General features: G+C 62.0%; 19 protein-coding genes and 1 pseudogene. 9 read left to right on the top strand and 11 right to left on the bottom strand.

Annotation, left to right across the window (positions count from 1 at the left end):
* Positions 1 to 9 precede the first annotated feature (9 nt).
* Positions 10 to 1,161, top strand: coding sequence for a CobW family GTP-binding protein (locus tag J0663_RS07110; RefSeq protein WP_207243734.1), 1,152 nt, complete (start codon positions 10 to 12; stop codon positions 1,159 to 1,161).
* A gap of 13 nt (positions 1,162 to 1,174) precedes the next feature.
* Here J0663_RS07110 and J0663_RS07105 read toward each other — a convergent pair whose 3' ends face one another.
* The 9 genes and pseudogenes from J0663_RS07105 to J0663_RS07065 all read right to left on the bottom strand — a co-directional run bounded on the left by J0663_RS07105 (position 1,175) and on the right by J0663_RS07065 (position 9,215).
* Positions 1,175 to 1,957, bottom strand: a complete 783-nt coding sequence (locus tag J0663_RS07105; RefSeq protein WP_207243733.1) for a FadR/GntR family transcriptional regulator — start codon at positions 1,955 to 1,957, stop codon at positions 1,175 to 1,177.
* 9 nt (positions 1,958 to 1,966) lie between these two features.
* Positions 1,967 to 3,247, bottom strand: coding sequence for a TRAP transporter large permease (locus J0663_RS07100; RefSeq protein ID WP_064707921.1), 1,281 nt, complete (start codon positions 3,245 to 3,247; stop codon positions 1,967 to 1,969).
* Between the two features lie 4 nt (positions 3,248 to 3,251).
* Positions 3,252 to 3,830 carry a TRAP transporter small permease gene (locus tag J0663_RS07095; protein ID WP_207243732.1) on the bottom strand — a complete coding sequence of 193 codons (579 nt, stop codon included), beginning with the start codon at positions 3,828 to 3,830 and terminating at the stop codon, positions 3,252 to 3,254.
* A 125-nt stretch (positions 3,831 to 3,955) separates the two neighbouring features.
* Positions 3,956 to 4,933: a TRAP transporter substrate-binding protein gene (locus J0663_RS07090; protein ID WP_207243731.1), complete on the bottom strand. Its 978-nt coding sequence runs from the start codon at positions 4,931 to 4,933 to the stop codon at positions 3,956 to 3,958.
* Positions 4,934 to 5,391: 458 nt separating this feature from the next.
* A complete protein-coding gene (locus J0663_RS07085; protein WP_012485421.1) occupies positions 5,392 to 5,616 on the bottom strand; it encodes a sulfurtransferase TusA family protein in 225 nt (74 codons plus the stop codon).
* Positions 5,617 to 5,621: 5 nt separating this feature from the next.
* Positions 5,622 to 6,866, bottom strand: coding sequence for a L,D-transpeptidase family protein (locus J0663_RS07080; protein ID WP_207243730.1), 1,245 nt, complete (start codon positions 6,864 to 6,866; stop codon positions 5,622 to 5,624).
* Positions 6,867 to 7,063: 197 nt separating this feature from the next.
* Positions 7,064 to 8,016 (bottom strand): annotated as a pseudogene (locus J0663_RS07075) (acetyl-CoA carboxylase carboxyltransferase subunit alpha).
* Positions 8,017 to 8,079: 63 nt separating this feature from the next.
* Positions 8,080 to 9,030 carry a site-specific tyrosine recombinase XerD gene (gene xerD / locus J0663_RS07070; protein WP_207243729.1) on the bottom strand — a complete coding sequence of 317 codons (951 nt, stop codon included), beginning with the start codon at positions 9,028 to 9,030 and terminating at the stop codon, positions 8,080 to 8,082.
* Positions 9,031 to 9,038: 8 nt separating this feature from the next.
* A complete protein-coding gene (locus J0663_RS07065) occupies positions 9,039 to 9,215 on the bottom strand; it encodes a hypothetical protein (protein WP_207243728.1) in 177 nt (58 codons plus the stop codon).
* Between the two features lie 147 nt (positions 9,216 to 9,362).
* Here J0663_RS07065 and J0663_RS07060 point away from each other — a divergent pair, with 147 nt between their 5' ends.
* The 3 genes from J0663_RS07060 to J0663_RS07050 are packed head-to-tail and all read left to right on the top strand — an operon-like array spanning position 9,363 to position 12,387.
* Entirely contained in the window at positions 9,363 to 9,950 is a 588-nt protein-coding gene (locus J0663_RS07060) for a shikimate kinase (RefSeq protein ID WP_207243727.1), read from the top strand.
* Positions 9,947 to 11,077 carry a 3-dehydroquinate synthase gene (gene aroB / locus J0663_RS07055; protein WP_207243726.1) on the top strand — a complete coding sequence of 377 codons (1,131 nt, stop codon included), beginning with the start codon at positions 9,947 to 9,949 and terminating at the stop codon, positions 11,075 to 11,077. The genes J0663_RS07060 and aroB overlap by 4 nt, the downstream gene beginning before the upstream one ends.
* A complete protein-coding gene (locus tag J0663_RS07050; RefSeq protein WP_207243725.1) occupies positions 11,077 to 12,387 on the top strand; it encodes an HlyC/CorC family transporter in 1,311 nt (436 codons plus the stop codon). The genes aroB and J0663_RS07050 overlap by 1 nt, the downstream gene beginning before the upstream one ends.
* Before the next feature lie 47 nt (positions 12,388 to 12,434).
* Here J0663_RS07050 and J0663_RS07045 read toward each other — a convergent pair whose 3' ends face one another.
* Entirely contained in the window at positions 12,435 to 12,719 is a 285-nt protein-coding gene (locus J0663_RS07045) for a BolA family protein (protein ID WP_176536407.1), read from the bottom strand.
* Between the two features lie 102 nt (positions 12,720 to 12,821).
* Here J0663_RS07045 and J0663_RS07040 point away from each other — a divergent pair, with 102 nt between their 5' ends.
* The 5 genes from J0663_RS07040 (at position 12,822) to J0663_RS07020 (ending at position 18,320) form a co-directional block, all read left to right on the top strand.
* Entirely contained in the window at positions 12,822 to 13,439 is a 618-nt protein-coding gene (locus J0663_RS07040) for a J domain-containing protein (protein ID WP_085779650.1), read from the top strand.
* Positions 13,440 to 13,748: 309 nt separating this feature from the next.
* The gene (cobS, locus tag J0663_RS07035) at positions 13,749 to 14,741 is read left to right on the top strand and encodes a cobaltochelatase subunit CobS (protein ID WP_207243724.1); all 993 of its coding nucleotides are present in this window, start codon (positions 13,749 to 13,751) and stop codon (positions 14,739 to 14,741) included.
* A 13-nt stretch (positions 14,742 to 14,754) separates the two neighbouring features.
* On the top strand, positions 14,755 to 16,656 hold the full coding sequence (gene cobT / locus J0663_RS07030; RefSeq protein ID WP_207243723.1) for a cobaltochelatase subunit CobT: 1,902 nt from the start codon (positions 14,755 to 14,757) through the stop codon (positions 16,654 to 16,656).
* 15 nt (positions 16,657 to 16,671) lie between these two features.
* Positions 16,672 to 17,697 carry an esterase-like activity of phytase family protein gene (locus tag J0663_RS07025; protein ID WP_207243722.1) on the top strand — a complete coding sequence of 342 codons (1,026 nt, stop codon included), beginning with the start codon at positions 16,672 to 16,674 and terminating at the stop codon, positions 17,695 to 17,697.
* Positions 17,698 to 17,756: 59 nt separating this feature from the next.
* Entirely contained in the window at positions 17,757 to 18,320 is a 564-nt protein-coding gene (locus J0663_RS07020; RefSeq protein ID WP_207244453.1) for an ATP-binding protein, read from the top strand.
* Positions 18,321 to 18,333: 13 nt separating this feature from the next.
* On the opposite strand, the gene J0663_RS07015 is transcribed toward J0663_RS07020, so the two are convergent.
* On the bottom strand, positions 18,334 to 18,969 hold the full coding sequence (locus J0663_RS07015; RefSeq protein WP_207243721.1) for a VUT family protein: 636 nt from the start codon (positions 18,967 to 18,969) through the stop codon (positions 18,334 to 18,336).
* Positions 18,970 to 18,977 lie beyond the last annotated feature (8 nt).

The raw sequence follows: 18,977 nt of genomic DNA, 5'->3' as shown, positions 1-18,977 counted from the left end.
GTCTGATCGATGAGCGCGCTCAACAACCGGATTCCGGTCACCATCCTGACCGGCTTTCTCGGCGCCGGCAAATCGACGCTGCTCAACCGCATCCTGAAAGATCCTGTCATGAAGGATGCAGCCGTCATCATCAATGAATTCGGTGATGTCGGCATCGATCATCTGCTGGTCGAAAGTTCCGGCGATTCGATCATCGAATTGTCCGACGGCTGCCTCTGCTGCACCGTGCGCGGCGAACTGGTAGATACGCTGGCGAACCTGATGGATGCCGTGCAGACGGGCCGCGTCAAGCCGGTCAAGCGCGTCGTCATCGAAACGACCGGCCTTGCCGATCCGGCACCGGTCATGCAGGCGATCATGGGAAATACCGTCATTGCCACGAATTTCGAGCTCGACGGCGTCGTCACGGTCGTCGATGCGGTCAACGGGCTGCAGACGCTCGACAATCACGAGGAGGCGCGCAAGCAGGCGGCTGTCGCCGACCGGCTGATCGTTTCAAAGACATCGATGGCCGACGCAACGGCCGAGCTGGAACAGCGCCTGCGGGCGCTCAACCCGCGCGCCGCGTTGATGGATGCCGACAGCATCAAAGCGGGCAGCGCCGCCGTCCTGGTGAACGGGCTCTATGATCCGGCGACGAAGATCGCCGATGTCGGCCGCTGGCTGCGGGACGAGGATGGGCACGAGGCGCATCATCATCACGGCGATCACGGTCATGATCATGATCACGTCGGCCATGAGCATCATGATCATTACCAGCATGCGCGTGACGTCAACCGTCACGACGCCTCGATCCGGTCCTTCTCGATCATCGAGGAAAAGCCGATCGATCCGATGGCGCTCGAAATGTTTATCGATCTCTTGCGATCGGCTCACGGCGACAAGCTTCTGAGGATGAAGGCGATCGTGTCCGTTTCGGACCGGCCGGAGCGGCCGTTGGTGCTGCACGGGGTCCAAAACATCTTTCATCCGCCGGTGCGGCTTCCCGCCTGGCCCGATCCGGACGACAGGCGAACCCGCATGGTGCTGATCACCAAAGACCTGCCCGAATCCTTCGTGAAGGATCTCTTCGACGCCTTCCTCGGCAAGCCGCGCATCGACACGCCGGACCGTACGGCGCTGGCCGACAACCCGCTCGCCATTCCCGGCATGCGGATCTAATGCGCCCGTAACCCTACGTGATCTTATTCTTGCGTTTAGGGGCGCCTGAAAGCCATCTTGCCTGCTGGCCGCTCAGCAGGGTGCGGTAGCGCTCCTGGCTTGCAGTCAGGTGGGCGCGCATGGCGGCGCGGGCGGCTTCCGGGTCGCCGGCAGAAATCGCCTTCAGAATGGCCAGATGTTCGCGCTGCAACCCTTCCTGATAGTCGCGCGACAGCGTGCTGTCCGTACCCCAGGGCGAGGCGATGTCGCAGGGAATCGCACGCATGCCGAGCGCATCGAGGACTTCGACATAATAGGAATTGTTGGTGGCAGCCGCAATTTCCCGGTGGAAAGCGAAGTCGCTCTTGCCCGTTGCTTCGCCACGTGCGAGCAGCCGGTCGAATTCGAAGAAGGCTTCCTGGATCTGCGCCTCCTGGGCGGCATTGCGCCGCAGCGCGGCGAGCCCTGCGCTTTCGATCTCCAGGCCCATGCGCACCTCGATGACGTTTAGTGCATGGGAAATCTTGTTGCCGACATCGAGGCTGATCGCGCCGAAGGTGATCGTCGGATGATTCTTGACGAAAACGCCAGCCCCCTGGCGCGCCTCGACAAGGCCGTCGGCGGCAAGGGTTGCGATCGCCTCGCGGACAACTGTGCGGCTGACGCCGAAAAGCTCGCCCATTCGCGTTTCCGTCGGCAGCTTCTCGCCCGGGGCGTAACCCCCCGACAAGACCTGCGCACGGATGGCCGAAACCACGCCTTCCGAGAGTTTCGGCTTCCGCTCGATCCTGAGATCAACGGCTGTATCGGCCGCCATGTCGGTCTCCTATTTGAACATGGCGGGCAGCCATAACGAGATTGCCGGGATGTACGTCACCAATCCGAGGACAACGAGGCCTGCACCATAGAACGGCCAGATCGAACGCATAGCCTCCCAGACTGAAATCTTGCCGACCGCGCAAGCCACGAATTGCACCGCGCCGACCGGAGGCGTATTCAACCCGATGCCGAAATTCAGGATCATGATCACGCCGAAATGCACAGGATCGACTCCATAGGCTTGCGCCACCGGCAGGAAGATCGGCGTGCAGATGATGATGGTCGGCCCCATATCCATGAAGGTGCCGAGCACGAGCATGAGGACATTGAGCAGGAGCAGCACCGTCAGCGGGTCGTCGGCGACGGACTTCATCCAGATAACCAGCGAGGCCGGCACCTTCAGGAAGGCCATCAGCCAGGAGAAGGCGGCAGCCGTACCGATGATCAGGAGGACCATCGCCGTCGTACGTACGGCGCCCTGCGTGGCGTGGACAAAATCCTTCCAGCCCATCTGCCGGTAGACGAAGAGCGTTACCAGCAGGGCGTAGATGACCGCGATGCACGAGCTTTCCGTTGCCGTGAAGATGCCGGACCTCACGCCGCCGAAGATGATGGCGATCAGCAGCAGCCCGGGGACCGCGACGGCGAGCAAGTGGGCCACCGCCGCAAAGCCAGGAAAGGACTCCGTCGGGTAACCCCGCGAGCGCGCCACGATGTAAGCGGTCGCCATCAGCGCAAAGGCGAGCAGCAGACCGGGCAGCACCCCGGCGGTGAACAGGTCCGCGACGGATATCTTGCCGCCGGCAGAGATCGAATAGATGATCATGTTGTGGGAGGGCGGCAGGAGCAGCGCGATCAGCGCCGCCATGGAGGTGACGTTGACCGCGTAGTCGGCGCCATAGCCGCGCTGCTTCATCTGCGGGATCATCAGACCGCCGACGGCTGCGGCTTCGGCCACCGCCGAACCGGAAATGCCGCCGAACAGCGTCGCCGTGACGACGTTGACCTGGCCGAGGCCGCCGCGGACATGGCCGACCAGCGACGCGGCGAAGGCAACGATGCGGCTCGCGATTCCGCCGCGCACCATCAGATCGCCGGCATAGATGAAGAAGGGGATGGCAAGCAGCGAAAAGACGCTCATGCCGGAATTGAGCCGTTGAAAGACGACCAGCGGCGGCAGCCCCATGTAGAGCACGGTGGCGAAGCTGGCGACGCCGAGGCAGAAGGCGATGGGCGTGCCGATCAGCATCAGGGTGGTGAAAACACCGAACAGGATCCAGAGTTCCATCGCGCTACGCTTTCAATTTGATGTTCGGGTCGGCATTGATGTTCTCCATCTCGACGGCGATTTCCGTCGGCAGGACTTCATCCAGCACATCGTCAATCGGTTCGCCGGCGAGGCGCAACACGATGCGCTCCAGCGAGAAGATCACGGCGAGCGCGCCACCGGCGCAGAGCGGCATATAGTCGAACGCGCCTGAGATACCGAGCGACGGCAAGGTTGTGTTCCAGGTCAGGCTCACGAGCGCGCCGCCGTACCAGATCATGCCGGCGCCGAAGGCGAGAATGACCACGTCCGAGATCATGCGCAGAACGCGCTTGCCGGATTTCGGCAGCACATAGAGCAGCACGTCGAAGCCAAGATGATTGTTCTCGCGGATGCCGACGGCGGCGCCCAGGAAGATGAACCAGCTCATCAGCATCACTGAGCCCGGCTCAGTCCAACTCGGCGAGTCGTTCAGCACATAGCGGCAGAATACCTGCCAGGCGACGAAGACCGTCATCAACACCAGACCGATACCGGCGAGCCACAGGGCGGCGTTGCTCAGGCGCGTCAGGAAATTGGCGACGGGGGTCAGGTTATTCGACATAAGGGCCTCGTCGAAATTGGCGCTCACTCGCCCTATCGGGCGGATCGAGAAGATGGCACGAAACATCGGGGAAACCGGGGTGGAGATGACTCCACCCCGACCTCCACACGAGGAGCAGGCTGCGGCTATTGCACAGCCTTTACATCCTCGACCATCTTCTTCAGTACGTCGTCCTTGACGTGCTTCTCGTAAACCGGCGCCATGGCGTCGATGAATCCCTGTTTCTCCGGCGTGGTGATCTGCGCGCCCAGTTTTTCGACATTGGCGCGGGATTCGGCGACCTTGGCGGACCAGAGTTCACGCTGCTTGGCGACGCTGTCCTTGGCTGCCTGCTTGAAGATCTCCTGATCCTCCGGCGTCAGCTTGTCGAACGCGGCCTTGTTCATGACGAACACTTCCGGCAGGATCGTATGCTCGTCGAGCGAGTAGTTCTTTGCCACTTCGGCGTGCTTGGCGGTGTCGTAGCTCGGGAAATTGTTTTCCGCGCCGTCGATGACGCCGGTCTCGATTCCCGAGTAGACTTCGCCGTAGGGCATGGGCGTGGCATTGGCGCCGAGGGCCGCCACCATGTCGACGAAGATATCGGACTGGATAACGCGGAACTTCAGGCCCTTCATGTCGGCAACCGAGTTGATCGGCTTCGTCTTATTGTAGAACGAGCGGGCGCCGGCATCGTAGAAGGCCAGCACGACAAGGCCGGCCGGTTCGAACGCTTTCTTGATCTGATCGCCGATGGCTCCGTCCATGACCTTGTGCATGTGGTCTTCCGAACGGAAGATATAGGGCAGGGCGGGAACGATCGATTCCTTCACCGTGCCGTTGAAAGGCGCCATCGACACACGATTCAATTCGATTACGCCCGAGCGCACCTGCTCGATCGTGTCCTTCTCCTCGCCGAGTTGGGCGGAATGGTACACTTCGACCGAATAGCGGCCCTTGGTGCGCTCCTTGACCAACTCGCCAAAATATTTGACGCCCTCGACTGTGGGATAACCGTCAGGATGGGTATCGGATGATTTCAGCACGGTTTGAGCGCTGGCGGCGCTGCTCACAAACGCGGCAGCGATCATCAGACCTGCTGCCAGCTTAACGAAGTTTTTCATGCTATCCTCCCGTATTGCATGACAATTCACTTTTCATAATCGGCACGCCAGCTTTGCGAATACAAGGACAGAACCCTGCACACGCCGCCTTTTCCGGCCATTCCACAATCAGGCGCTGGCGTCGGTACCATTGAGAAGTCGTGTGGGAGGAGGCCAACCGGGCATGCCGATGCGGGTCGACGTGCCCATCGAACCGATGGCACGGCTGTTTTCATCTACATGCAGGGGCTTTCGCTCTTCCCTTGGAAACAGAAGACGTGGATCGACCAGCCCCTTATCCTGCCGCTCCTCCAACCGGCTCATTATGGCTAAAACCGCGAGGACATAATGTCAACATACAAAAGCTGGCAAGTTGTATGATGAATTTTTAACGTCGACCGAGCAATGGTCGGCGGCCGGAGAACGAGCGGGAAAAGTTGTAGGCGCCGCCACGGAGGCAGCCGGTTTGGGATGGAGATCTAGCGCTTGCGGATCAGAAAGCGGTGGCCGCTTTCAGTTTTTTCCGTCTCGACCAGCTCGTGCCCGTCCTCATTGCAGAAATGCGGCATGTCGATCACCGCCAGCGGATCGCTGGTATCGACGAGGATGAGCGCGCCGCTTGCCATGGCGGCAAGCTTCCTGCGTGTTTTCATCACGGGCAGCGGGCATTTCAGGCCGCGAAGATCGTAGAGAACGGGGTTCAAGCCGTTCAGTTCCGCGCCCAGAACTTCCAGAATGGCTTCTTTGCCGCGGCGTCGGCCGTTTCCTGCGGTTCGGGTGCGGTATAGGCGAGCGGATTTTGCATCGGCACCGGCACGACCGCCGGTGTTGCGGCGGCGACGGCCGTTGCCTGGGACTGCGCCGTTGCTTGGGGCTGGGCCGGCGCTGCAGGTGTCGCGCCTGCAGCGGAGTTGGCGGTGAGGCTCTGAGCGGTGCGCTTGGCCATCAGGTCCTCGAGTTCGGCGACCTTGACCATGCGGCCGGCTTCGAGCGAGGTGCCTGTCGGCGCGAAGGCGAGTTCGCGGCCCTTGCGCAGCTTGGCGACCACCGCCTTGCGCTCGGCCTCGGATGGATCGTACCAGGCCATGCCCTCAAATTTGCTCATCGCCTTGGCATAGTCGGCATCATAGGTCTTGCCGTAGGAGGCAAGGGCGGCCGCCAGCGCCGGCGGCGTCGACATGGCAGGGCATTTGCCGGCGGCATTGAAGGCGCCGCCGTCGGTCGCCTGCTGGTTGAAGACATATTTCTTCTCGCAGACGTTCACCTCAGGCGGGCGCTTCGTCACTTCGAAATTGTCGTAGCCGACCTTCAGCATCTTCCAGAAGTCGTAGTTCGGATCGAGGCGATGCTTGACCATGTTTTCCGCCGTCATACGGAAGGGGAAGGCCTGCAGCTGCACGGTCGACTGACCGCCCTTGAAGGCGTCGCGGGCAAAGGCATAGATCTCCAGCACCTGCTGGTCGGTCATCGAATAGCAGCCGGAGGAGGAGCAGGCACCATGGATCATCAGATCGGAACCGGTGCGGCCGTTCGCCGCGTCGTAGCGGTTCGGGAAACCGGTGTTGATCGCCAGATAATATTTCGAATTGGGGTTCAGGTTGGCGCGCGTCAGATCGTAGAAACCTTCCGGCGCCTGCCGGTCGCCGGTCTTGACCTTCGGACCGAGGCGGCCCGACCAGGCGCAGATCTTGTAATCAGCGATTTTCTCGAAACGGTTGTCGGTCTTCGCCTTCCAGATCTCCATGGCACCTTCTTCCTTGAAGATGCGAATCATGATCGGCGAATTGCGGTCCATGCCCTTGGCGGCCATGGCATTGAGGATATGTGGGGGGAGCGGCTGCTCGACCTTGTTCTTGACCTTGGAGAGATCGACCTGCGCGGTTTCCAACGCGTCGTTGCAGCCGGTCAGAGCCAGCGCCATCAGGGAAACATAGGCAAAATGACGTATGCGCATCCAAACTAGCCCATAAAGATAATGCGACCCGGTCCGCCTATGGAGTCCGGGCACGAAGCGGAATCATAGGCGGCTTATACTTCACAAATGCTTAACAGCCTATGACGTGTCAGGAAACGCCCCCGCAAGCGCAATGTTAGAGATAACAACAATGTGGCCAAGGTTTGGCCTCAATCGCTCAACAGTTGCGGCTGAGCTTACAGATTGCGGCCCATATTGAGGAATTTCTGGCGCCGCTCGTTGCGCAATTGTTCGCCGGAGCGGGATGCCATTTCACCAAGCGCATTGGCGATCACATCGCCGGTTGCGGCGATGACGCTGTCGGGATCGCGGTGGGCGCCGCCGAGGGCTCGGAGATGATGCCGTCGATGACGCCGAGCGATTTCAGGTCTTCGGCGGTGATCTTCATGTTGGTCGCCGCTTCCCGGGCGCGGGTGGAATCACGCCAGAGGATGGAAGCCGCGCCTTCCGGCGAAATAACGCTGTAGATCGAATGCTCGAGCATATAGACCCTGTTGCCGGTGGCGATCGCGATCGCTCCGCCCGAGCCGCCTTCGCCGATGACGACGGAAACGAGGGGAACCTTGACGCCGAGACACATTTCCGTCGAGCGGGCAATCGCCTCGGCCTGGCCGCGCTCTTCGGCGCCGACGCCGGGATAGGCGCCTGCCGTATCCACCAGCGAAATGACAGGCAGGCTGAAACGATCGGCCATTTCAAGGATGCGGATCGCCTTGCGGTAGCCTTCCGGACGCGGGCTGCCGAAATTGTGTTTCAGGCGGGTCTTGGTGTCATTGCCCTTTTCCTGGCCGATGACGGCCACGGGCTGACCACGGAAGCGGGCGAGGCCTGCCTGAATTGCGGCGTCCTCGGAAAACTTGCGGTCGCCGGCAAGCGGCGTGAATTCCTGGAACAGCGTCTTGGCGTAATCAACGAAATGCGGGCGTTGCGGATGGCGGGCCACTTGCGTCTTCTGCCAGGCATTGAGCTTGGAATAGATTTCGACGATGGCCTCACGGACGCGAACCTCGAGCCTGCCGATCTCATCGGTCGTGTCGATGCTCTCGTCTTCCATTGCGAGCTTCTTCAGCTCGATAATCTTGCCTTCGAGGTCGGAGATCGGCTTTTCGAAGTCGAGATAATTGTGCATGAGGTGCGTTTCCGTTCCTTGTGCCACGGGGCGTTTTCCTGGCTCCGCCCCTTGTCGCCGGTCCTATTCGTGCTTTTTCGCCTGTTTGGCAAGGGGGTGGTGCGTCTGGACCAGCTGCTGAAGCCTCTCTTCGAGGACATGGGTGTAGATCTGTGTGGTCGAAATGTCCGAATGGCCGAGGAGTTCCTGCACGACGCGCAGGTCGGCGCCGTTGGCAAGCAGATGACTGGCGAAGGCATGGCGCATGACATGCGGCGATATCAGCGACGGCGTCAGCCCGGCGCGGATCGCCAGGTTCTTGAGGTCGCGCGCGAAGACCTGGCGCGGCAGATATCCCTCCTTGGAGGCGGCGGGAAACAGCCAGGGGCTTTGCTGCGGTTCCTTTACTGCTGCATTTTCGGCCGCCAGCAGGCGCCCATACGACTTCAGGGCTGCAATCGCCGAGTGCGACAGCGGCACCAGCCGTTCCTTGTTGCCCTTGCCGCGGATCATCAGGAAGCGGCCCTCCTGATCGAGCACACGGGCAGGAAGCGACACGAGTTCGCTGACGCGCATGCCTGTGGCATAGAGCAGTTCCAGGAGCGCCAGCATACGCAGGCGCTGCAACTGGCCCGGAGCCGGGTCGTTGGCCTCGGTCTGCGCTTGGGAAAGCAGCCTGCCGACCTCTTCGACCCCCATCGTCTTCGGCAACGCGCGCCCCTTTTTCGGCGCATCGAGAACGCCTGTGGGGTCGTCGGTCCGAAGGCCTTCAGCGTAGAGGAACTTGTAGAATTGCCGCATGGCGGCAAGCCGGCGCGCCTGCGAGGAAGGCTTGAAGCCCTGGCGGGCGAGCGAGGCGAGATAGGCGGCCAGATCGGTGGAGGCGGCTTCGGTCAACCTTATGCTGCGGCTGTTCAGGAAAGCGCTGATGTCGTCGAGGTCGCGCTCATAGGATTGCAGCGTATTGGCGGCGGCGCCACGTTCGGCGCTCATCATTTCCAGGAAGGATTCCACGTGGACGCGGCTGAGATCCATCGTCGCGCTCACCTGCCGGTCGTGTCGATCGTGCCCGTCGCAGGCGGGTTGACCCGCTCGGAGGGGATACGGATCGTCACGTCGCGCTGCTGCGGTTCCACGAAGGTCACGAGCGCCCACATCGCTCCGTAAACCGTCCCGGCGAGGATCGCGCAGACGAACAGGAAACGGAACAGGGTCGGCATCCGGCAACTCCTCATGCTCTGCTTCTGTTATAAGAAGCGTATCCGCAAGTGCAAGAAGCGGTACTCAAGCCATGATTCCCTTGTCCGCGGCTTGACGCTCCACTTGCATTTGTCGATACCGTTTGCAAACAAAGTGTGAATGGACCGATGAGTGAACCACTGCTGACCGTTGCTGACAGCCTGAAAGACAGAGCTCGCGCCGCGCTCGGTTCACGCAATCTGATCCTCGTCGGCCTGATGGGTGCGGGGAAATCCTCCGTCGGGCGCATCGTCGCCAGCCAGCTCGGCATTCCCTTCATCGACAGCGACCACGAAATCGAACGGGTGTCACGTATGACGATCCCCGAACTCTTCGCAGCCTATGGCGAGGAAGAGTTCCGGGCGCTGGAAACGCGGGTGATAAAGCGCCTGTTAAAGAGCGGGCCACGCGTCGTCTCCACGGGCGGCGGCGCCTTCATCAACGAGCGCACGCGCAGGCATATCAAGAAGGGCGGCGTTTCGGTCTGGCTGAAGGCGGATCTCGACGTGCTCTGGGAGCGGGTCAACAAACGCGACACGCGGCCGCTGCTCAAGACAGAAAATCCGAAGCAGACCCTCGAAAACTTGATGAACGCGCGTTATCCGGTCTATGCGCAGGCCGATCTCACCGTGCTTTCGCGCGACGTGCGCAAGGAAATCATGGCGGACGAGGTACTGAAGGCCGTGGTCGAACAGAAAGAAAGTGCAGCGTCATGAATGCGATAAGCTCCACCTCATCAGTCCAGACGGTGCATGTGCCGCTCGGCGAGCGCGCCTACGACATCCTGATCGGGCCGGGGCTGATTGCGCGTGCCGGCGCCGAGATCGCCTCCCGCCTGAAAGGCCGCAAGGCGGCTGTCGTCACCGACGAAAATGTCGCGCCGCCCTATCTCGACGCCCTCGTCGCGAGCCTTGATGCGGCGGGCATTGCCTCCGCCGGGGTCGTCCTGCCGGCTGGCGAGAAGACGAAGAGCTTCGAACATCTGATCACGGTCTGCGACAAGGTGCTCGAAGCCCGCGTCGAGCGCAACGACTGCGTCATCGCCCTCGGCGGCGGCGTCATCGGTGACCTCTCGGGTTTTGCCGCCGGCATCGTCCGGCGCGGCGTGCGCTTCGTGCAAGTGCCGACCTCGTTGCTGGCGCAGGTCGATTCCTCCGTCGGCGGCAAGACCGGCATCAATTCCCGCCATGGCAAAAACCTCGTCGGCGTGTTCCATCAGCCGGACCTGGTGCTGGCCGATACAGATGTGCTGAATACGCTGAGCGAGCGCGAATTTCGCGCCGGTTACGCCGAGGTCGCGAAATACGGGCTGATCGACAAGCCGGATTTCTTCTCCTGGCTGGAAACGAACTGGAAGGCCGTGTTTGCGGGCAGCTCCGCTCGCATCGAGGCGATCGCCACGAGCTGCCAGGCGAAGGCCGACGTCGTCGTCGCCGACGAGCGTGAGACCGGTCAGCGGGCGTTGCTCAACCTCGGCCATACGTTCGGCCATGCCCTGGAAGCGGCGACCGCCTATGACAGCCGCCGCCTCGTGCACGGCGAGGGTGTGTCGATCGGCATGGTGCTGGCGCATGAGTTTTCCGCACGCATGAACCTTGCGAGCCCCGACGATGCGCGGCGCGTCGAGCGGCATCTGAACGAGGTCGGCCTGCCGACCCGCATGTCTGACATTCCTGGGGAACTGCCGCCGGCCGAAACACTGATGGAGGCGATCGCGCAGGACAAGAAGGTCAAGAGCGGCAAGCTTACCTTCATCCTGACGCGCGGCATCGGCCAATCCTTCGTCGCCGATGATGTCCCGGCGTCCGAGGTCCTCAGCTTTCTCAGGGAAAAACACGGCTGATGACGATCGAAGGCGCTTTGGAATTTCTCGCGGCACACTGGCCGGAGATTCTTTCGATCGCCGCGCTCGTGCTGATGTCCGCCTTCTTTTCCGGCACGGAGACCGCGCTCACCGCCGTATCGCGCAGCCGCATCCATACGCTCGAAGTGAACGGCGACGAACGCGCCGGTCTCGTGCGCCGGCTGATCGAAAGGCGCGACCGGCTGATCGGCGCGCTGCTGATCGGCAACAATCTTGCCAATATCCTCTCCTCCTCGATCGCGACAAGCCTCTTGCTCGGGCTGTTCGGCAGTTCCGGCGTGGCGCTGGCGACGCTTGCCATGACCGTCATCCTCGTCATCTTCGCGGAAGTGCTGCCGAAGAGCTGGGCGATATCGACGCCGGAACGCTTCGCGCTCGCCGTAGCCCTTCCGACCAGGCTCTTCGTCGCTGTCGTCGGGCCGATTTCCTCCTTCGTCAATGGTGTGGTCCGGCGGATTCTTTCACTGTTCGGCATCAATCTGTCGCGAGAGATATCGATGTTGACGGCGCATGAGGAACTGCGCGGCGCCGTCGATCTCCTGCACCGCGAGGGGTCGGTGGTGAAGGCCGATCGCGACCGGCTCGGCGGCGTGCTGGATCTCGGCGAGCTGGAACTTTCCGACATCATGGTTCACCGCACCAAGATGCGGGCGATCAATGCCGACGATCCGCCGGAGGCGGTCGTGCGCGCCATCCTCGAAAGTCCCTATACGCGCATGCCGCTGTGGCGCGGCACGATCGACAACATCATCGGCGTGGTCCACGCCAAGGATCTCCTGCGGGCGCTTGCCGAGCCGAACATGGAGCCGCAGAATCTCGATATCGTGAAGATTGCGCAGAAGCCGTGGTTCGTGCCCGACAGCACCAATCTCGAGGATCAGCTCAACGCCTTCCTGCGGCGCAAGCAGCATTTTGCCGTCGTCGTCGACGAGTATGGCGAGGTCCAGGGCATCGTCACGCTGGAGGATATTCTCGAAGAAATCGTCGGCGACATTTCCGACGAGCACGATATCGAGATGCAGGGGGTGCGCCAGGAAGCTGACGGTTCCGTCGTCGTCGACGGCAGCGTGCCGATCCGCGATCTCAACCGCGCGCTCGACTGGAACCTGCCCGACGAGGAGGCGACAACCATCGCCGGCCTCGTCATCCATGAATCGATGACCATCCCGGAAGAGCGTCAGGCCTTCACCTTCTACGGCAAACGTTTCGTCGTGATGAAGCGGGAGAAAAACCGCATCACCAAGCTGCGCATCCGCCCCGCGCAGGAAGGCGACACAAAACCGGTGTGATCCGGTTGGATTGCCTGCGCCTTATACCCATATAGGCTGCTGTGCCGCTACCAGCGGGTGGGTTCACCAGGTGCCGCCGGTTCGACGGCCAGCGCGTGCAGGCCGGCATCGAGCTCCGGTTTCAACAGATCGGTGATCGCCCGGTGGCGCGCCAGGCGGGAGAGGCCGGCAAATTTAGTCGAAACGATCCTCACCCGCATGTGGGTTTCGCCGGTGCCCGTGATGTCAGGCTGGTGGCCGGCATGCAGATGGCTTTCGTCGATGACGCTCAAGCGTTCGGGCGCGAAGGCTTCGATAAGTTTTTCTTCGATGCGGGTCCGCAGGGTCATCATCCGGTCTTGCTGCTTCGCGAAAAGGGTTCCCACCAAGCCAGCAACATTCCCATTTGTCAATTCTTGTTGTCGCCTCGCGACAGCCCCATAATTAGCGCCGCCATGAGACTTGATTCAAAATACTTCGATCGCATCCGCACACGCCGCAAACGCGAGCAGGAGACAGAGCAGGCGCCGCCTACCTGTCAATGGGACGGCTGCGATAAGAAAGGTGCGCATCGCGCTCCGGTGGGGCGCAATGCGGAAGGCCAGTTCTTTTTGTTCTGCTTCGAGCACGTCAAGGAATACAATAAGGGCTATAATTATTTCTCCGGCCTTTCGGACGGCGAGATCGCGCGCTACCAGAAAGAGGCGATCACCGGCCATCGACCGACATGGACCGTCGGCGTCAATAAGTCGGCCAAGGACAGCCCGCTGCATTCCGAGGTGCGCTCCGGCGCCTACTCGCGCGTTCGCGATCCCTTCGGCTTCGTCAAGGAAGGCGGCAAGGGCAGCGGGCCGCGCTTTCCCCAGGCGCGCAAGCTGAAATCGCTCGAAAGCAAAGCCTTCGACACGATGGGTCTCCACGCCAACGCGACCTCGGCGGAGATCAAGAGCCGCTACAAGGAGCTGGTCAAGAAGCACCATCCGGATGCCAATGGCGGCGACCGCGGCTCGGAAGAGCGTTTCCGCGCCGTCATCCAGGCGTATCAATTGTTGAAGCAGAACGGTTTTTGTTAATTCCCGTCCTTGCTCTTGGGCTTCAATCGGGTATGGTCCAAATCGGCTGAGGCCGCAGGCAAACGCGGCTCCTATCTGCGTGTTTTCCCGACATCGCCTCGGCCGACCTTCCGGACGCGGCGTTTCTTGTCCGGGACTCTTTCAAGAATGCTCGCACGCGGTCATCATCCCGCCGAGGTTTCGTTTCAGTCCCGGAGAAGTATCGCCGACGTTCCGACCTGGACGGGCGCGGAATAAAATCGCGGCGTCACGGTTGCGACATGGCCTGAGACAGTTTGGCCGGGTGGCTTCACCCGCCTTGGAGACATGATGAGCAAGATCGACCTCGATATTTCAGAACTGCCCGATACTACCGTTTCGGTCCGCGAGACCTTCGGCATCGATTCCGACATCCGCGTTCCTGCCTACAGCAAGGGTGACGCCTATGTGCCGGATCTCGATCCCGACTACCTGTTCGACCGCGAGACGACGCTCGCCATTCTCGCAGGCTTCGCGCATAACCGCCGCGTGATGATCTCCGGCTATCACGGCACGGGCAAGTCCTCGCATATCGAGCAGGTGGCGGCGCGGCTCAACTGGCCTTGCGTGCGTATCAACCTCGACAGCCATGTCAGCCGTATCGATCTCGTCGGCAAGGATGCCATCGTCGTCAAGGACGGGCTGCAGGTCACCGAATTCAAGGACGGTATCCTGCCCTGGGCCTATCAGCACAACGTCGCGCTCGTCTTCGACGAATATGATGCCGGTCGTCCCGACGTGATGTTCGTCATCCAGCGCGTGCTCGAATCTTCCGGCCGCCTGACTTTGCTCGACCAGAGCCGCGTCATACGGCCGCACCCGGCTTTCCGCCTGTTTGCCACCGCCAACACGATCGGTCTCGGCGATACCACAGGCCTCTACCATGGCACGCAGCAGATCAACCAGGCGCAGATGGACCGCTGGTCGATCGTGACGACGCTGAACTACCTGCCGCACGATCACGAAGTGAATATCGTCGCCGCCAAGGTGAAGAGCTTCGGCAAGGACAAGAACGGCCGCGAGATCGTTTCGAAGATGGTTCGCGTGGCCGACCTGACGCGCGCCGCCTTCATGAATGGCGATCTGTCGACCGTCATGAGCCCGCGCACGGTCATCACCTGGGCCGAGAACGCCGAAATCTTCGGCGATCTGGCCTTCGCCTTCCGCGTTACCTTCCTCAACAAGTGCGACGAACTGGAGCGCCCGCTGGTCGCCGAGCACTATCAGCGCGCCTTCGGCGTCGAGTTGAAGGAAAGCGCCGCCAACATCGTTCTCGGAGCCTGAGGCCCGACCGATCATGGCAGCTCGCGGTGACAATTCGAAAGCAAAGCCCGGCGCGCCCGTCGACGCGGAGCCACTGCGCCGGGCGATATCAGGTTGCGTACGCTCGATCGCTGGCGACGGCGATGTCGAGGTGACCTTCGCCAACGAACGGCCGGGGATGACCGGCGAGCGCATCCGGCTGCCGGAGCTTTCCAAGCGGCCGACGGCGCATGAGCTGGCGGTCACCCGAGGGCTCGGCGATTCCATGGCGCTGCGGCTGGCCTGCCACGACGAGAAGGTGCATGCGACGATGGCGCCGCAGGGCTCGGATGCCCGGGCGATCTTCGATGCGGTGGAGCAGGCGCGGGTCGAATCGATCGGCGCGCTACGCATGGAGGGCATGGCTGCGAATCTGCGCTCCATGACCGAGGAGAAATATTCCAAGGCCAATTTCACCGGCATCGAGCGCCAGGAAGACGCACCGGTCGGCGAAGCCGTGGCGATGATGGTGCGCGAGAAGCTGACCGGCGAGCGTCCGCCTGCTTCCGCCGGCAAAGTTCTGGATCTCTGGCGCAGCTTCATCGAGGACAAGGCCGGCTCCGAGTTCGACAACCTGTCGGAGGCGATCAACGACCAGCAGGCCTTCGCCAAGGTTATCCGCAACATGCTGTCGGCCATGGAGATGGCCGAGGAGTACGGCGACGACGACAGCGAGGCCGACAATGACGATCAGTCGGAACAGGAAGACCAGCCGAGCGGCGACGAGCAGGACCAGGACGAGGTCGACGAAGATGCCGGCACCGATGCCGCCCCCGTCGAGGACAGCGAAGTCTCCGACGAGCAGATGGAGGACGGCGAGACCGAAGGCGCCGAAATCTCCGACGACGACATGATGGAGGAAGGCGAGGACGATTCGGAAACGCCGGGCGAGACCCGCCGTCCGAACACACCTTTTGCCGACTTCAACGAAAAGGTCGATTATCACGTCTATACCGAAGAGTTCGACGAGATCATCACCGCCGAGGAGCTGTGCGATGCCGCCGAGCTGGAGCGCCTGCGCGCCTTCCTCGACAAGCAGCTGGCGCATCTGCAGGGCGCGGTCGGGCGGCTCGCCAATCGGCTGCAACGCCGCCTGATGGCCCAGCAGAACCGTTCCTGGGATTTCGATCTGGAAGAGGGTTATCTCGACACCGCCCGGCTGCAGCGCATCATCATCGATCCGATGCAGCCGCTCTCCTTCAAGATGGAGCGCGACACCCAGTTCCGCGATACCGTCGTCACCCTGCTCATCGACAATTCCGGCTCGATGCGCGGCCGGCCGATCACCGTTGCCGCCACATGCGCCGACATTCTGGCTCGCACGCTGGAACGCTGCGGCGTCAAGGTCGAGATCCTCGGCTTTACGACAAAGGCATGGAAGGGCGGGCAGGCGCGCGAAACCTGGCTTGCCGGCGGTAAGCCGCAGACGCCGGGCCGTCTCAACGACCTGCGCCACATCATCTACAAGTCGGCCGACGCGCCGTGGCGGCGGGCGCGCGCCAATCTCGGGCTGATGATGCGCGAGGGCCTGCTCAAAGAGAATATCGACGGCGAGGCGCTGATCTGGGCCCATAATCGCCTGCTCGCGCGCCGCGAGCAACGGCGTATCCTGATGATGATCTCGGACGGCGCGCCGGTGGACGATTCGACGCTGTCGGTCAATCCGGGCAATTATCTCGAGCGGCATCTGCGCGCCGTCATCGAACAGATCGAGACGCGCTCGCCGGTGGAATTGCTGGCGATCGGCATCGGTCACGACGTGACGCGCTACTATCGCCGTGCCGTGACGATCGTCGATGCGGACGAGCTTGCCGGCGCGATGACCGAACAGCTTGCCTCGCTCTTCGAAGATCAATCCGCCCAGCCGCGCGGCAGCCGGCTACGCCGTGCCGGCTGACGCCGCTGGAGGAACATGACGGTCAAACGGCTTTATCGCGCGGCGGCGACTGCTTTGTTCATCGCAGCCGGCACTTATCCTTCGTGGGCCGGCAACGAGGTGCCGGTCATTAGCCGGCAAATCACGGATTTCAGGATCGGCTTCTCGGAGACCAAATTCGGATCGCTGGAATTTCTCGGCGGGCTGGAGATGGTGTCCAGCAGAGCCTTGTTCGGCTCGCTTTCGGCGATTCGTTTCCGGCAGGATCAAAAACATTTCGTCGTCGTGCTCGATACCGGGCAGTGGCTGACCGGCAACATCGAGCGCGATGCCAAGGGCAGGCTTTCGCGCCTTTCGGGTGTCGAGATCACGCCGATGAAGAACCGCGCCGGCCGCAGCCTCGAGGGCAAGGGTTATATGGATGCCGAGGGACTGGCGCTCGACGGCGACCGGATACTGGTGTCTTTCGAGCAGGCCCATCGCGTCGACGTCTATCCCGATCAAGGCTTTGAGCAATCGCGCGCCATCGCCACCCTGCCGATCCTCATCCCGCGCGATATGCTGAGCGACAATCGCGGTATCGAAACCATTACCGTGGCGCCCGCCTCCAGCCCGTTGCAGGGCGGTGTGGTCATCGTCTCCGAGCGCGGTCTCGACAGCGAGGGCAACCGGATTGCGGCTATCCTCAACGGGCCGCTGAAAGGTCTGTTCTCGATCAAGCGGGACGGCAGTTTCGACGTCACCGACGGCGCCTTCCTGCCGGACGGCGATCTCTTGCTGCTGGAGCGGCGGTTCAATATGGCGGAAGGCATCGGCATGCGGCTTCGACGCATCAAAGGCGCCGATATCGGGCCCGGCGCCGTCGTTGCCGGAGACTTGCTGCTCGAAGGCAATTTCAACACGCAGATCGACAATATGGAAGGACTTGACGCTTTCCAGGCCGCCGACGGCACGACCCACATCATTCTGGTGTCGGACGACAACCACTCGATCCTGCAGCGCAATCTGATGCTGGAGTTCCGGCTCGACGAAGGGACCCGATTGATCGGGGCGTCAGATTGACGTCACATGCCTCGGTTATTCCGGGTGCCGAATTGAGAAAGCAGTCTACGGAGGAGATCATCGTGCATATCCATGTCACGGGTGCATCCGGTTCCGGCACGACATCGCTCGGCCATATGCTCGCCGAACGGCTCGTTATCGCCCATCTCGATACTGACGATTTCTTCTGGCTGCTGACCGACCCGCCATTCACGACGCCGCGGGAGGCCGACGAACGAATCCGGCTGCTGCTTGCGGAGGCTGGCAGGCATGACGGCTGGGTGCTCTCCGGATCGGCGCTGAAATGGGGCGGGCAGATCGAGCCGCTCTATGATCTGATCGTCTTCCTCAAGATCGAGCCGGAGCTTCGGATGGCGCGGATCCGTGCGCGGGAGATTGCCCGATACGGAGACAGGATCGGGGCCGGCGGCGACATGGAGGTGAAAAGCGGACAGTTTCTGGAATGGGCGGCGACTTACGACACGGCCGGACCGGAACGCCGCAGTCTCGCGGCGCATGAGCAGTGGCTGGAAACGCAGACGGCGCCGGTCTTGCGGCTCGATTCCTCACGAGATATCGATGATCTGGTTGCCGAGGTTCTGCTGCATCCGGCCATCGCCGCAGGCGCGATCCGGCGTCGTTGATGCCTCGCCCGGTTCAGCCGGCTCGGGCGGGCTGCATCGGCCGCAATACGTTCATCAGCGCGCCATAGGGCAGCAGCATGATCAGACCGACGATCATCTTGACGGCGAAATCGCCGATCGCCCAGGAAATCCAGCGCGGGGCCTCGGCGGCGAAGACGCCGAGGATAGGAGCTGCTTCCAGGGCGAAGGGCTCGTTCGGGCCGAGGAAGACGAAAAACGGGGCAAAGGACAGCGAGAAGAACATCACCGTATCCAGCGCCGAACCGATCAGCGAACCGAGGAGCGGCGCGCGCCACCAGGCCTGACGGCGCAGGCGGTTGAAAACGGCGATATCGAGCAGCTGCCCGGCGAGATAGGCCGAGCCGGAGGCGATGGCGATACGTGGCGCCGCGGTGAAGAAGGACAGCGTCACGCCGACGACAAAGCCGGCAAGGACGACCTTGCGGGCCGCCTGCGGGCCGAACTGGCGGTTGGTCAGGTCGGTAATCAGGAAGGCGACCGGATAGGAAAAGGCTCCCCAAGTCAGGATGTCGGCGAGATTGATGCCGGCGACTTCGACCTTCAGCGGAAACTGGACGAGGAAGTTGGAGGCAACGACGACAAGCGTCATCAGCGCGACATAGGCAAGTGTGTAGCGGGTCTTCAGCATTTTTTTAT

The organism is Rhizobium lentis, assembly GCF_017352135.1.
In the GTDB taxonomy this organism is placed as follows: domain Bacteria; phylum Pseudomonadota; class Alphaproteobacteria; order Rhizobiales; family Rhizobiaceae; genus Rhizobium; species Rhizobium lentis.
The sequence above is the reverse complement of the archived record's forward strand: the minus strand, read 5'-3'. Positions and strand labels throughout refer to the sequence as shown.

Bases quoted from the DNA above. Each gene is read 5' to 3' on its own strand.
- J0663_RS07110 (WP_207243734.1), top strand. From the start codon at position 10: ATGAGCGCGCTCAACAACCGGATTCCGGTCACCATCCTGACCGGCTTT.
- J0663_RS07105 (WP_207243733.1), bottom strand. From the start codon at position 1,957: ATGGCGGCCGATACAGCCGTTGATCTCAGGATCGAGCGGAAGCCGAAA.
- J0663_RS07100 (WP_064707921.1), bottom strand. From the start codon at position 3,247: ATGGAACTCTGGATCCTGTTCGGTGTTTTCACCACCCTGATGCTGATC.
- J0663_RS07095 (WP_207243732.1), bottom strand. From the start codon at position 3,830: ATGTCGAATAACCTGACCCCCGTCGCCAATTTCCTGACGCGCCTGAGC.
- J0663_RS07090 (WP_207243731.1), bottom strand. From the start codon at position 4,933: ATGAAAAACTTCGTTAAGCTGGCAGCAGGTCTGATGATCGCTGCCGCG.
- J0663_RS07080 (WP_207243730.1), bottom strand. From the start codon at position 6,866: ATGCGCATACGTCATTTTGCCTATGTTTCCCTGATGGCGCTGGCTCTG.
- xerD (WP_207243729.1), bottom strand. From the start codon at position 9,030: ATGGATCTCAGCCGCGTCCACGTGGAATCCTTCCTGGAAATGATGAGC.
- J0663_RS07065 (WP_207243728.1), bottom strand. From the start codon at position 9,215: ATGCCGACCCTGTTCCGTTTCCTGTTCGTCTGCGCGATCCTCGCCGGG.
- J0663_RS07060 (WP_207243727.1), top strand. From the start codon at position 9,363: ATGAGTGAACCACTGCTGACCGTTGCTGACAGCCTGAAAGACAGAGCT.
- aroB (WP_207243726.1), top strand. From the start codon at position 9,947: ATGAATGCGATAAGCTCCACCTCATCAGTCCAGACGGTGCATGTGCCG.
- J0663_RS07050 (WP_207243725.1), top strand. From the start codon at position 11,077: ATGACGATCGAAGGCGCTTTGGAATTTCTCGCGGCACACTGGCCGGAG.
- J0663_RS07045 (WP_176536407.1), bottom strand. From the start codon at position 12,719: ATGATGACCCTGCGGACCCGCATCGAAGAAAAACTTATCGAAGCCTTC.
- J0663_RS07040 (WP_085779650.1), top strand. From the start codon at position 12,822: ATGAGACTTGATTCAAAATACTTCGATCGCATCCGCACACGCCGCAAA.
- cobS (WP_207243724.1), top strand. From the start codon at position 13,749: ATGAGCAAGATCGACCTCGATATTTCAGAACTGCCCGATACTACCGTT.
- cobT (WP_207243723.1), top strand. From the start codon at position 14,755: ATGGCAGCTCGCGGTGACAATTCGAAAGCAAAGCCCGGCGCGCCCGTC.
- J0663_RS07025 (WP_207243722.1), top strand. From the start codon at position 16,672: ATGACGGTCAAACGGCTTTATCGCGCGGCGGCGACTGCTTTGTTCATC.
- J0663_RS07015 (WP_207243721.1), bottom strand. From the start codon at position 18,969: ATGCTGAAGACCCGCTACACACTTGCCTATGTCGCGCTGATGACGCTT.